Below are 13,112 nucleotides of genomic sequence, written 5' to 3'. Positions count from 1 at the left end.
TCGGAGATATTTCCATAGTCAATTCAACAACGGACTCGTCCAACAAACGATTCAGATCGCGGCGCGTTCCGCGCGCGATCTAATCTTATTCGTTATAGCGCGGTTTGGTTTTGCTACAGACCGATATTTTCAATTTCAATTGATCCCACTTTATCGTTCTCTGATATATGAACGATCACAGTTACATCCACGTTTCTTGTTTCGCCCTTTACGATAAACCGATACCGTTTTCGATCTGGCTCTTGTGCAGCACCCACTCCGGTTGGTCGGAAAAATGTTGTAGTTCTTTTTAGGCTCAATTTTTTGATGGTGCCAATACTTTCGCGCAAATTTGGATCAGAGCGAAGGTATTGTTCCGCATAATCCGAATGTGGGTCAGTAAGTCTTAACCACAATACTAAGAAGACAGTTACTACTCCAATTGCAACACTGCCTATTAGAAATTTCTTGCTGTTTAATGGGTATATGGAAAGTTTCATGACGCGCTATAACGCCAGCCGTAACCGGCGTATTTGTAGTGAGCGCAGCGAACGGAAAATGCGTCCGAGTTTACGGCCTTGTTAGCCACTATTCTTTGCACAATACTGGCCACCCATTTTTTACTCTCCAAGCTGACTCGATAGCGCAACGGCCAGATTTTGATTTGATCAGTAGCTTGATTTGTTGCCTAAGTTCTGAACTGGCTTCTGGATCAATTTGGTTTACCGAAAACATTCTAATTTTCCATTGCCACGCACTCACCGGATAGTGACATAAGCCAAGGGCACCGGTACTATCATTGTTTAGCGAAAAATGGGAACGAACTCGGCCCTTAATGTTTTTTTCATGACCGTTGTACACCACTAGCCATTTGTCCTCCGACGGTTTGCAAAGAAGTTCAGCGCTAAAAACATTCTGGTTTTCACGCGTGATCAATCCAAAATCGCAACCCTTGGCTGGAAGAGAAGATGGTTTTTTCAGTTTATGTAGATCTTCATATGAGGCCTTAGCGCAGAACCAATACCACCCTTCTTTCATTTCACGCCATTGAGCGTCTACTCCTTGGTTCGTTGCCCAACCAGCCAAGAACAAGTCCTCTTGCCAGTCAATATCCGCACCAAAGGAGTACTCAAGACAATTGTTCCAAACGTAATCTGCTATAGCTGAGATGTTCATATTTTCCTGGCTAACGCCAATAATAAGCGGCGCCCGTCTAGGGCGTCCGGTGGACGGCCGTCAGGCCGGGAACGAACTTAATTGACTTGTTAAGCATTGATCTGGTGGACGAAGCCAACTTCATCTCTGACACCTACGCGGTTGCCATCGGGGTCGCTGATGTTGATAGTCCGGCCCCAAGAACTTTCCTGGATTTCAGCTTGGATACCCCATGCCCTTATTTCCGCCAGAGCCTCCCCCAAATCCTCGACATTAAAGCGCAGTTTGAAGCTGCCCTCTGTCGGTGACTTAACGCCATTCTTCGCCTTGCCTCCTTGCTCGACCATCAAATAGCCATTCCCGTACTCGAGACAGGTGAGCTTGAAGTCACCCTCCTTTTTCTCGAATAGCTGACGCAATCCAAAGAGGTCTCGATAGAACGCCACGCACTCCTCGAAATTTTCCGTGTTCAAAATTATTCCGTAGCGGGCTATGTTTGCATGCATGAGCCTTCCTTGTGCTTAACGCGGGCTGTTGAGTTGTGAGCATCGCAGGTCAAGCGGATCGGTTTTTATCGCTTGACTGAGAAGCACAGTCAACTCTAACGCTCTTGATAGGCGGAGCGCAAGCGTAGTCTTTCAAGAGTGGTAGAGCGAAGCTCAACAGCCCGCGATAAGCAGGGAACGCTTGCGTTTCCTGCTTATCAGCATATTTATGAGGAAAAAATCCTCATAAATATTATTATGGGGATTCTTTGTTTTTTATTTGTCTGTTATTATAAATCAATTACAACTGAATGATAATAATCATTTTTTAACAAAGTTTCCTTTTAAAAAGGATAAAAAGACTGGATTTAATCCAGTCTTTTTATCCGCCATTTGTAAACCATAATTCTTTATGTACCGTTCACCTTTTTTAAACACGATTGCTGAATTCATGCTGGTTCGTCGTTACAGCAAACGTACTATTAAGTCTTATATTGCCTGGATCAAAGCATTTATTAATTTTAATGCGCAGCGCCATCCCAAGGAAATGGGCGCACCTGAGATAGAAAGATTTCTGACCTACCTGGCGACCGACAGAACCGTGTCATCCAGTACGCAGGCAGTTGCATTGAATTCCCTGGCGTTTTTATACAACAAATTTCTGGAACAGCCTTTAGGGGATCTGGGTGCATTTAAGCGTGCCATGCGCCAGCCTAAATTGCCTTCTGTCTTGACGCAGCAAGAGGTAAAATCACTTTTTAAATATCTTGAACCCAAATATCGCTTAACTGCAGGGTTGTTGTATGGCTCTGGGTTAAGGCGGATGGAGCTGGTGCGTTTGCGGGTGAATGATATCGATTTCGATCATCTGCAAGTGCGCGTTTGGAATGGAAAAGGCTTTAAACACCGCTTGACTACACTGGCGCCAGAGCTTATCCCGGCAATTCGGCGCCAAATCGAACGCGTCGATCATTTCCTAACGGAAGATCTGGAAATTGATTCGTATTGTGGTGTATGGATGCCGGATGCGTTAGCCCGGAAATATCCATCTGCCAGCAAGGAACTGGGCTGGCAATATCTTTTTCCCTCTCACAAGTTAAGTCTGGAGCCGGGTACACTACATATCAGACGTCATCATATTGACGAAAGTTCTGTCAATAAAGCAATCAGACTTGCCCGGAAAAAAGCCGGGATTGTCAAACAGGTCACATCGCATACATTAAGGCATTCTTTTGCGACGCACTTGTTACAAAATGGCGCGGATATTAGAACGGTGCAGCAACAATTGGGCCATGCAGATGTTAAAACCACAGAAATTTACACCCATGTACTTAAGCAAGGCGCATTTGGGGTTAAAAGCCCGCTCAGCAATTTACTATGAAAGAACATAGCTAAACGACAATACGCCCCTTACCCCATAACAATTCTTCAAATGCCATAAAAAAACGCTGCCGAAGCAGCGTTGTCTCAATATTGCTTTTCAAAAATTATTGTTATTTTAAGCTGTGGTGTTGATATTTTGCCCCAGATGGGAGGGTAGATGTTGTGCAGGTGTGTTATCGGGAATTGCTTCAATGAGCGCCATTGCGTTGTCAGCACTGATATCGAGCGCTTTTTTCAGGACAGCTGTGCCGGATGCCTGTTGAATGAACGCTTCATTCATTGTGGTTGCTGTATTGGCGATATTGGTAACGTCCATGAACAATCTCCTTTTGCATTTAAGAGCTATTTCATTTATTACGGTAACAAGTATCAAAATATTGAGATGTAACTGAAAAAAAAGTCGTTTGGATATTCATAATTATGACGCCACCTTTAAAAATATTTTCTTAGAAACGGCGGTAAGAAATTTCTTACATCATCTCGCCACTCGTGACCCACAGTGACGGGAACCCGCACCAGATACTGAGTATTGTCTGAACTGGTGCCATCCAGATAAATAAAGTAATGACCTATTTCATCAAGCCTGAACGCATGTGTGATTACGCCTGACGGATGGGTGCGGGCAGGAACGGATAGTATGGCATGTTCTTCAAAGGTCTCATCATCGTTAAATGCGAGCCTGACCAGCCGCAGGGCCAATGGTACATTGCGGGAAGAAGCTGGGTGAAGCAAGTCAATTGATATGTTCAACATACCGGGCTGCGGTATTTTGCCGCATTGAACGGGAATATAAGGCGTTCTGGGTTCATCCTCGGAAATTTCGTACTCATCGGAGAGGTAGTAGCTCGAATAGCCGATGGTCAGCGTTTCGGTTTCAACGGTACAGGTGCTGCCGCGAAAACCTTTAGGATAGGTGTCGGATAAATCTCCCTGTGAACTGACCTGCAGAAATGCACCAAATGTGATAAAAGCAGCAAAAATGCCGATCCCGGCGATCATCTGAAATTTGCGGGATAACGATTTGGCCCTGGTTCGCATGATTACCCTTTGACAAAAGAAGTGAAAGAGAACATTTTATATGAAGGCTGACGGAGCCGCTGTTTTATTCAGTTATTATTCAGCTTCGCCTTTATACAATGCAACCATAACATATGTCGGTATAGGGGTATCAGATGAAAGCAAAAACAAATATAAATGTTCGATCATCAGACAGTCTGATTTTGGTGCTGCTACTGGGTTTAACGCTATGGATTCCAACGCTTGCTGATGCAGGCGGAGGACATCATCACCATGGTCATCACCACCACCATGGTCACCACCACGGAGGTTATGCGCTGATTTATAACCAGCCTTACGGTTATTTTAATCAACCGTATTATTTGCAACCAGGGTACGCATATAACCATTTGCCTGCGCCTGTTTATACACCCGCCCCCGTGTATGCCTATCCACCTAATGTGGTGATGGATATTAACACGGGACATGGACATTTTTTCTTTAGATATTGATTTGATTTATGTTTTATGGCATTTAAATACATGTTCGATTAAACGGTTTTGTACAGCTCTTTTCCTTAATTTTCTCCTGTTCTCTCCTGTTGCTTGACATGAATACGCCGTCTTATGACGGCGTTTTTTTGGTTATGGACAAGGTAAAAAAATGAACCGGCACCCCCGACACCCTTAAGGCCGCGAAGACCAGGCGCGACGATTAAAACGGTTAAAATTTGTATCCGCGGTGCAGTGCGACAATTCCGGCGGTCAGGTTGAAATACTCAACGCGTTCGAAACCTGCTTCTCCCATTATTTCCATGAGTGCTTCCTGGGAAGGGTGGACGCGGATCGATTCCGCCAGGTAACGGTAACTGTCCTGATCGTTTGCTATTACCTTTCCCATGACAGGCAGCAGTTTGAAAGAGTAGGTGTCATACACCGGTCGTAATGGCTCCCATATTTTCGAAAACTCCAGAACAATGACAGTCCCACCTGGTTTAATTACACGCAGCATTTCTTTGAGTGCTATTTCTTTATGCGTCATGTTGCGCAACCCAAAAGCAACGCTGACACAGTGAAAATAATTGTCGGGAAATGGCAGTTTTTCAGCGTCGCATTGCGCGACCGGTATCGGCATGCCTTCATCAATTAACCGGTCGCGCCCGATCGACAGCATGGAATTATTGATATCAGTTAACCAGACTTCGCCGGTTTTACCAACCTGTTTTAAAAAGAGCGCGCTCATGTCGCCTGTGCCGCCGGCAATATCCAGTACTTTGTCGCCGGATTTGACACCGCTGACTTCAATTGCAAAACGCTTCCACAAACGGTGCAATCCACCGGACATAAGATCATTCATCAGGTTGTAGCGTTCGGCTACGGAATGAAAGACATCGGCAACCTTGCCAGCCTTTTCCGTTTCGGAAACGGTATTGAAACCGAAATGCGTGGTTTTAGTCATAATAGCTTAAATCAATAGGATTTGAGTCCTTGTCCATAAAAATGCCGGATATAGTCACATGCGTTAATCAGTGGTGCCGGCAGGCTTGATGATTGGCTGAGCGGTCAGTTTCAGGTTCACGTGCTGCGTTGGCGTCTTTCAAACGCTGCAGATAGTGTTGCCACATTTTATCCTGATCGAGCCCGTATTTGTAGAGTAAATCCCAGGAATACAAACCGGTATTATGCCCATCACTGAAAAACAGCTGGATGGCATAATGGCCGACAGGTTCAATTTTCAGTATATTGACGTTTTTTTTCCCGGTTTGAAGAACCTCCTGGCCGTAGCCATGACCGCTGACCTCGGCTGACGGCGAATATACCCGTAAAAATTCGCAGGTATATTGAAATTTTTTTCCATCGGAAAAAGCGATGTCTAATATTCTGGATTTTTTGTGTAGCTTGATTTCTGTAGGAACAGGTGTGTTTTTTGCTAAACCGGCCATGTTAGTGTATTGAGATTTTGTGAAAAAATTAGTCGACAATATTTCATTTTTGAAAATACATCATACTAGTACTCTATCAATATGATATTGCCAGGTACAGCGTTACCATGGTGTTATGCAACAAGGCACAGCACGCAGGAAAGGGTTGTTCCCTTTTCAAGTACTATAACACGGTTGCAGGACACCATGGTAACGCCCAGTGGGTGAGCTTGTCAGCATCCATGGACTGCGTTGTGTCTTTTGGTAATAGAACGACTATTTCCTGCAAGACACGCCTTGCCATGAACACTGACAAGCGCACTGAACCCGGCAATATCATATTGATAGAGCACTAGTGTTCGCAAATTTGTAAATAAAAAAACCGAGCCGGACAGCGTGCTTATTCATATCTGTCATACTTGTGGATTACCGGCTATGTTCCGGCCTTGCACCTTTTTATGCAAAATAAGGTGAATAACAGTAAACATATATTCTTAGAGGGCTTAACACGTGTTTAATTTCTGGCAGCGGCTGGGAGGCGTATTTTTAATAACATCGATCGCGTTAATGATCGGTATATTTGCAGGAACGCTCGCCGGACTTGTGTTTTTTAGTCTCAGTCTGTTATGGCTCGTGATTCATCATACAAAGCATTTGGCAGCTTTGGAACAGTGGTTGCTGATATCCGACCATACGCCGTCCAGCATTCCCCCCGGCTCGGGTATTTGGGATAATATATTTGCACTGCTGGCAAGATATGTGCGTATGCAGAATCAGAGCAAGCAGTTAATCAATCTCGAGTTGAAACAGCTGCAAAGCGTAACTGCGGCAATGCCGGATGGTATTGTTATTCTTGATGAGCGGGGCCATATTGAATGGTGCGATCCGGTTGCAGAGAAACATCTTGGGATTAATCTGGAACTGGATGTGGGGCATCAGATAACCAATATGGTACGCCAGCGGTCTTTTGTTGAATATCTGACCGCTGGAAAATTCAATAAGCCGCTGATATTAAAACAGATGCGTCATCACCGGCTGACATTGCTAATGCAGCTTGTTTCCTACGGAGACAGACAAAAGCTGCTGATCAGCAGGGATATTACAAGTTATGAAAGAATCGAGGCCATGCGGCGTGATTTTATTGCCAATGTGTCGCATGAGTTGCGCACGCCGCTCACTGTAGTTATCGGCTATCTTGAAGTGCTGACTGCCGACCCGGATATTGACGAGGGAATGCGTGATCAGGCCTTAAAAGCAATGACCGAACAGACAATGCGCATGCAGCATCTGGTGGAAGACTTGTTAACGCTTTCACGTTTGGAAAATACACTAAATAAATTAAGCGAAAGCAGAGTGAATATTGCGCCCATACTCCATGAACTGCACCGTGAGGCTGAATCATTGAGTGGCGGCAGGCACACCGTAGAGCTGAATATTGATAGTGAAGATCAAATTCTGGCCAGCCGCGAAGAACTGCGCAGCGCATTCAGTAACTTAATCAGCAACGCGATCCGCTATACACCTGAGGGCGGTGAAATCGGTATTCGCTGGAAAGTCAGGGATAAAAAAGGTTTGTTTATTGTGTGGGATACCGGCGTGGGTATTGAATCGGAACATATTCCGCGATTAACCGAGCGTTTTTACCGGGTTGATAGCAGCCGCTCAAGAGAAACGGGTGGCACCGGGCTGGGGCTGGCAATTGTTAAGCATATTCTGAATCGTCATCAGGCACGGCTTAAAATAAAGAGCGCTGTCGGCAAGGGCAGTGAATTCTGTATAGAATTTCCGGAAAAGCGATTGATTAAAAAGTCATAGCGCCCTATCCATATGATATTGTCAGGCACAGCGTTACCGGGATGCTAAGGAGCTGCGAATAAATAAGTGTGACAATTGGGCACGTCTGGCGGGATGCGATGCAAGGCAAGGCGCGAGGATGAGTCATAGCACAAGCTATGGTGGCGACGAACAACACCGCAGTGTGCCCGCCGGATGCGATCCAGGTGATACAGTTATTTATGAATGACTGTTAAGCAGCATGGCACGCTGATTATCGGGATAGATTAAGAATGTTGACGTCGTTTCTGCTATAAAATGGCGTACGCTGAGCAGCGTCGGTAAACGTGTTGTATTTGCCTGCCATCGATTTGCTGCCGGATGAGGGCATGAAATACATGTTACGGTTAACGAATACCGTGGTCTGTTTACAGCGGATCTTACAATAATGCAGAACCGTTTTTAACGGTATGCTGAATAATTTGTTTTGCCTGAAGGAATAAAAAGAATTTTGAAAAAAAACATCCTATTTGCGGTCTGCTGCCTGCTGACGGCATGCAGTGCCGATTACCCTGCTGTGCCTGATTCGCTTCCGGATCGTTATGTTTCATTTGAGTCTGAACGAGGCCGGTTGTACTGGAATCGTATTCAACCAATACTGGATAAGCGTTGTATTGTCTGTCATGGTTGTTATGACGCACCCTGTCAGGCTAATTTGACATCAGCGCAGGGTATTGAGCGTGGTGCAAACAAGCAGGTTATTTATGACGGTACGCGGTTGACCGCCGATCCTTTAACACGCTTGTTTGAAGATGCACATACACTGCGCGAATGGCGGGAAAAAAATTTTTATCCGCTGTTAAATGAGGACCCGGAAAAAAATCCGCTGCAGAACAGTCTGTTCTACCGGATGCTGAAGTTAAAAAAGAACAATCCACTGGACGACGTTGTAGAACACAATACACGCCTGCCTGCAGATTTATTTGATTTTTCACTTAATCCGGAATACATCTGTCCGGATATCGATCAATTTGAAGAATACGCTGAATCACATCCGCACTGGGGAATGCCTTACGGTTTGCCACCACTGGAACAATCTGAACTAAAGCTGTTGAAGAACTGGCTGCAGATCGGCGCGCCTCTGACTACGTTACCGGAACTGGACACTGTTTATCAGGAACAGATTCGTATCTGGGAAGCATTTTTGAATGGCGACACAACAAAACAGCGTTTGGTTGCGCGTTACATTTACGAACATCTGTTTTTGGGGCACCTGTATTTTGATGATTTGGAGCGTAATAACAGTAAAATCCAGGCTTTTTTTAAAATCGTGCGTTCCCGGACGCCGCCGGGCGAGCCCATCAGTATCATCAGCACTCGCAGGCCCTATGATGATCCGGAAGTCGACAGGGTTTTTTACCGTCTGCAAAGGGTGGCAGGCAGTGTTGTTGCAAAAAGCCATCTGCCGTATGCTTTAAACGACAAGCGCCTGCAGCGCTTCGATGCATTGTTTTTCAAAACATCCTACAACGTTAAAGAGCTGCCTGACTATCGCCCTGAACTGGCGTCGAATCCTTTTGAAACGTTTACCGACATTCCAGCCAACGTTCGTTACCGTTTTATGCTGGAACATGCCAAATTCACCATAAACGGATTTATCAAAGGAGCGGTGTGCCGCGGACAGGTTGCGCTTAATGTGATCAATGATCATTTCTGGGTGTTTTTTGTCAATCCAGATCAGGAAGCGTTAGCCGGTATCGACCGGTTTTTAAATAAACACAGCAGGCAATTAAAAATTCCTCCTGAACGGGAAAGCAACGCCAGCATTATCAGTCATTGGACCGAATATTCAAATCTGCAGGCGGCTTATCTGAAAGAAAAAAGTGCTAGACTTAACGAGCTCCTTGAAGAACGTAAAACGGGATTCGATTTGGACTGGGTATGGGACGGTGACGGACAAAACTGGAATGCCGCGTTGACTGTATTCAGACATTTTGACAGCGCTACTGTGGTGGAAGGCCTGGTTGGCCAGCCGCCCAAGACGGCGTGGCTGATTGATTATCCTATTCTGGAACGTATACATTATCTGCTTGTCGCCGGTTTTGATGTTTACGGTAATGCTGGCCATCAGCTGTCGACCCGTCTCTATATGGATTTTTTACGTATGGAAAGCGAGTTCAATTTTCTGGCTTTGCTGCCGGAGGATACGCGTACCGCGTTGCGCGAGCACTGGTACCGGGGTGCCAAAGACAGGGTCAAGCAGTATGTGTACGGGCATGCGCAATTAAATGCTGAACCGGAAATTGCATACCCGGACGATAAGCCGGCCAAACAGTATTTATACGATCGGTTGCAGCACAAGCTGTCAGATATTTTGTCAAAACGTTATGACTTGGACAATGACGCAATCCCGGAATGGCACAGGTCGATGTTGAAAAAACTGCACGGACTCAAGGGAAAAGCCATGAGCATTCTGCCCGAAATGGGACTGTTGACGGTAGTTGAGCGAAATCGTCAAAATCGCGTGTATACCATACTGCGTAACAGTGCGCATACGCATATTACCAGTCTGCTGTTTGAGCAGAACAATCGTGTTCCTGAAGAAGATTATATAACTGTGCTGCCGGGATTTGTCGGTGGTTATCCGGATGCGCTATGGCAGGTTGAATTTGGGTTGCTTGAAGATTTTGTAAAGCAGGCAAGCCAGCTGGAAAACGAAGACGATTACTACCGGTTAATGAACGAATATGGTATCCGGCGTTCACATACGCAATTTTGGCAATTCAGCGATCAATTGCATGAAAATTTTCAGATGTTTGACCCTGTCGAATACGGATCACTGGATTACAATCGTATTGAAAATCGTTAAACCAGCTTAGGTTTCGCTTGCGGGAATACTTTTAGCGCCGTCGCATCCGGGGGGCCGAGATAAAAACCATGCCGCTGTTTTTTTTGTTTCAAGCCATTGGCAGTGGCTAATGATTTATGTACTCAGATACTGATATATCCGCTCGTCAACAACGTTACCAGGATGTTCGTAAAGTAACACTGGTTGGCTTTGCTGTTGATTTTTTTCTCGGCGTCGTTAAAGTGATCACGGGCTGGCTGGCAAATTCGCAGGCACTGATTGCGGATGGTATTCATTCCTTTTCTGATGTATTTACAGACTTTTTTGTGTTGTACGCCGCCAAACATGCGCATAAAGCAGCGGATGAAAGGCATCCTTACGGGCACGGCCGCATTGAGACTCTGGCAACGGTCGCACTGGGGATTGTATTGGTGGCGGTTGCCTGTGGAGTCGCCTATGATTCCATTCTCAGGCTGAATCAATCGGCAGACATTTCAGTGCCCGGTAATCTTGCGTTAGCTGTAGCCATTGTGGCCATTATCTCCAAAGAGGCGATCTATCGCTATACCGTTGCGGCTGCACGCCGCTTGCGGTCTGATCTGTTGATGGCGAATGCATGGCATAGCCGCTCGGATGCAATCTCGTCAATTGTCGTCATGCTGGGAATTGTTGGCGCTATGTACGGCCAACCATATCTGGATTCGGTTGCCGCAGTGGTTGTTGCTGTGATGATTGCTAAAATCGGTTTTGATCTGGTGCGCTCCAGTTCTCTGGAATTGATCGATACGGCGCTGGGCCGCGAGGAAGTCAACGCCATTCGCAAGCATATTTTTGAAGTAAAAGGAGTGCGCTCAATGCATATGTTACGCTCACGCAAAAGCGCCGGCAATGCTATCATTGATGTGCATATACAGGTTGATCCGTTGCTTAGTGTATCGGAAGGGCATCAAATCGGCGATACCGTTCGCAGGCGGTTACTTGATGCGATTGATGTCGTGTCGGATGTAACAGTGCATATTGACCCGGAAGATGACGAATCCGGCTCGCCGTGTGATGATTTGCCAAACCGGGAGCATGTCATCAAAGCATTGAAACAATGCTGGCCACATCTGCCTGCGTCGGCAATTGAGCAGGTAACGCTGCATTATCTGTCCGGCGAGATACAGATTGAATTGGATCTGCCGCTTTCGATTTTACACAATATACAGGAAGCCAGTAAGCTGGTGAACCAGTTAAGAAGTGACTGTGTATTGCCCTATGTCAGCGATATCCAGGTGCGGTTGAAAGTCTGAACGGCGGTTTTTTCACACCGCTTCTGTCATTCTGCAGCATCCCAGGCCGTGCGCGTTTTACTTCTGTCAGTTTTGCAGCAACTTCTGATAAAAAACAAGCCGCCTGCTGCTGATTTTGTCATTATCTGCTGCGTGCATTAATGCACACCCAGGTTCATTGACATGCCGGCAATTATGGAATCTGCAATTGCCGATATAAGGTCGGAACTCGATAAAACACCACGCCAGGTCTTCATTTTTGACATGATGAAGCCCGAACGCCTGGATGCCGGGGGTGTCAATAATGGCGCTCGCATCGTCAAGATGATAAAGGTGGGAATGGGTTGTGGTGTGACAACCCGAATCAAGCGCTATTGAAATATCCGCTGTGACACGTTGCGCATCGGGAATCAGGGTGTTGAGCAGTGTCGATTTGCCCATACCGGACTGACCGGCGAGTACACTTATCTTTCCCTTAAGAAAAGGCTTTAGCGCCGCAATATTTTGCAGCGCGCTGACTTTGACCAGAGGATAGCCAATCGATCCGTATAGCGATAACGCTTCTGCGGCAAATTGTGCCGGTTCGATCAGATCGGTTTTGTTAAGCACGATAATTGCCTGGATACGCTGGCTTTCAGCGGCCACAAGACAACGGTTGATAAGCTCTTCGTTGTAACTGGGTACTGCTGCGACGACAATAATAATTAACGACACATTGGCCGCAATGATTTTTTGTTTGAAAGCATCGCTGCGGTAAAGCAGGGTCTTGCGTGGTTGTATGGTTTCAATAACGCCCTGCCCGGGTGTGGTTGCCTTTATTGCTACCTGGTCACCGCAGGCTAAACCGCCTTTTTTGCCGCGCATCACACACGACAGCAACTTTCCTTTGGTTGTCTCTACCGTGTAATGTCTGCCGAAAACGGCAGTCACCAACCCTGTCTGTTGTGAATTGCTATGCGAAAGGGATGCGTTCAAATGGCGAATAACTTGTCGATTTTAGCTGCGCAGATAAAATCGTTCTCCGACAAGCCGCCGATCGCATGTGTAGTATACGTAATCTCGCAACGGTTATAGCCAATGTTTATGTCCGGATGGTGATCTTCCCGGTGCGATATCCAGGCTGTGGCATTGACAAAAGCCACGGTTTGGTAATAGTTCTTAAAAGAGTAAGTTTTATTGATCTGTTTTTCCTGTAAGCGCCATCCGTCGAGTTGCTGCAGTAATTGTGCCGCTGCTTCTGCAGTTAATGGCGCGGCGCCGCCTTCACAGGGTTTGCATTGTTTGGACGTAAGATCATTCAT

At 46.1% G+C, this 13,112-nt stretch carries 14 protein-coding genes; 5 read left to right on the top strand and 9 right to left on the bottom strand.

Annotated features, from left to right (window positions below):
• Positions 1-113: 113 nt before the first annotated feature.
• The 3 genes from BMY60_RS10650 to BMY60_RS10640 all read right to left on the bottom strand — a co-directional run bounded on the left by BMY60_RS10650 (position 114) and on the right by BMY60_RS10640 (position 1,607).
• Complete coding sequence (locus BMY60_RS10650) at positions 114-479, bottom strand: hypothetical protein (RefSeq protein ID WP_090333531.1); 366 nt, start codon at positions 477-479, stop codon at positions 114-116.
• Between the two features lie 88 nt (positions 480-567).
• Positions 568-1,155 (bottom strand): hypothetical protein, encoded by a 588-nt coding sequence (locus BMY60_RS10645; RefSeq protein ID WP_090333529.1) that lies wholly within the window; start codon positions 1,153-1,155, stop codon positions 568-570.
• A gap of 89 nt (positions 1,156-1,244) precedes the next feature.
• Positions 1,245-1,607: a VOC family protein gene (locus BMY60_RS10640; protein ID WP_218141681.1), complete on the bottom strand. Its 363-nt coding sequence runs from the start codon at positions 1,605-1,607 to the stop codon at positions 1,245-1,247.
• A 424-nt stretch (positions 1,608-2,031) separates the two neighbouring features.
• Here BMY60_RS10640 and BMY60_RS10635 point away from each other — a divergent pair, with 424 nt between their 5' ends.
• Positions 2,032-3,000, top strand: coding sequence for an integron integrase (locus BMY60_RS10635; protein WP_090333526.1), 969 nt, complete (start codon positions 2,032-2,034; stop codon positions 2,998-3,000).
• 117 nt (positions 3,001-3,117) lie between these two features.
• Here the strand turns inward: BMY60_RS10635 and BMY60_RS10630 are convergent, their stop codons facing one another.
• Together BMY60_RS10630 and BMY60_RS10625 are read right to left on the bottom strand one after the other, a co-directional pair.
• A complete protein-coding gene (locus BMY60_RS10630; protein WP_090333525.1) occupies positions 3,118-3,318 on the bottom strand; it encodes a YjfB family protein in 201 nt (66 codons plus the stop codon).
• A gap of 116 nt (positions 3,319-3,434) precedes the next feature.
• Positions 3,435-4,040 carry a hypothetical protein gene (locus BMY60_RS10625; protein WP_090333523.1) on the bottom strand — a complete coding sequence of 202 codons (606 nt, stop codon included), beginning with the start codon at positions 4,038-4,040 and terminating at the stop codon, positions 3,435-3,437.
• A 134-nt stretch (positions 4,041-4,174) separates the two neighbouring features.
• On the opposite strand from BMY60_RS10625, the gene BMY60_RS10620 reads away from it, so the two are divergent.
• Positions 4,175-4,510, top strand: coding sequence for a hypothetical protein (locus BMY60_RS10620; protein WP_090333522.1), 336 nt, complete (start codon positions 4,175-4,177; stop codon positions 4,508-4,510).
• A gap of 211 nt (positions 4,511-4,721) precedes the next feature.
• Here BMY60_RS10620 and ubiE read toward each other — a convergent pair whose 3' ends face one another.
• Positions 4,722-5,456 carry a bifunctional demethylmenaquinone methyltransferase/2-methoxy-6-polyprenyl-1,4-benzoquinol methylase UbiE gene (gene ubiE, locus BMY60_RS10615; RefSeq protein ID WP_090333520.1) on the bottom strand — a complete coding sequence of 245 codons (735 nt, stop codon included), beginning with the start codon at positions 5,454-5,456 and terminating at the stop codon, positions 4,722-4,724.
• Positions 5,457-5,523: 67 nt separating this feature from the next.
• Positions 5,524-5,940: a gamma-butyrobetaine hydroxylase family protein gene (locus BMY60_RS10610; RefSeq protein WP_090333519.1), complete on the bottom strand. Its 417-nt coding sequence runs from the start codon at positions 5,938-5,940 to the stop codon at positions 5,524-5,526.
• A gap of 489 nt (positions 5,941-6,429) precedes the next feature.
• On the opposite strand from BMY60_RS10610, the gene phoR reads away from it, so the two are divergent.
• The 3 genes from phoR to BMY60_RS10595 all read left to right on the top strand — a co-directional run bounded on the left by phoR (position 6,430) and on the right by BMY60_RS10595 (position 11,832).
• Positions 6,430-7,734, top strand: a complete 1,305-nt coding sequence (phoR, locus tag BMY60_RS10605) for a phosphate regulon sensor histidine kinase PhoR (protein WP_090333517.1) — start codon at positions 6,430-6,432, stop codon at positions 7,732-7,734.
• A gap of 469 nt (positions 7,735-8,203) precedes the next feature.
• On the top strand, positions 8,204-10,561 hold the full coding sequence (locus tag BMY60_RS10600; protein WP_177166650.1) for a fatty acid cis/trans isomerase: 2,358 nt from the start codon (positions 8,204-8,206) through the stop codon (positions 10,559-10,561).
• Between the two features lie 116 nt (positions 10,562-10,677).
• Positions 10,678-11,832 (top strand): cation diffusion facilitator family transporter, encoded by a 1,155-nt coding sequence (locus BMY60_RS10595; protein WP_090333514.1) that lies wholly within the window; start codon positions 10,678-10,680, stop codon positions 11,830-11,832.
• A gap of 66 nt (positions 11,833-11,898) precedes the next feature.
• Here the strand turns inward: BMY60_RS10595 and rsgA are convergent, their stop codons facing one another.
• Together rsgA and BMY60_RS10585 are read right to left on the bottom strand one after the other, a co-directional pair.
• Entirely contained in the window at positions 11,899-12,744 is an 846-nt protein-coding gene (gene rsgA, locus BMY60_RS10590; protein WP_256250800.1) for a ribosome small subunit-dependent GTPase A, read from the bottom strand.
• Positions 12,745-12,782: 38 nt separating this feature from the next.
• Entirely contained in the window at positions 12,783-13,112 is a 330-nt protein-coding gene (locus BMY60_RS10585; protein WP_090333511.1) for a 4a-hydroxytetrahydrobiopterin dehydratase, read from the bottom strand.

The sequence above is a fragment of the Nitrosomonas sp. Nm51 genome (assembly GCF_900111165.1).
GTDB lineage: Bacteria > Pseudomonadota > Gammaproteobacteria > Burkholderiales > Nitrosomonadaceae > Nitrosomonas.
Note: the sequence above shows the minus strand (reverse complement) of the source record. Positions and strands in the feature narration are given on the sequence as shown.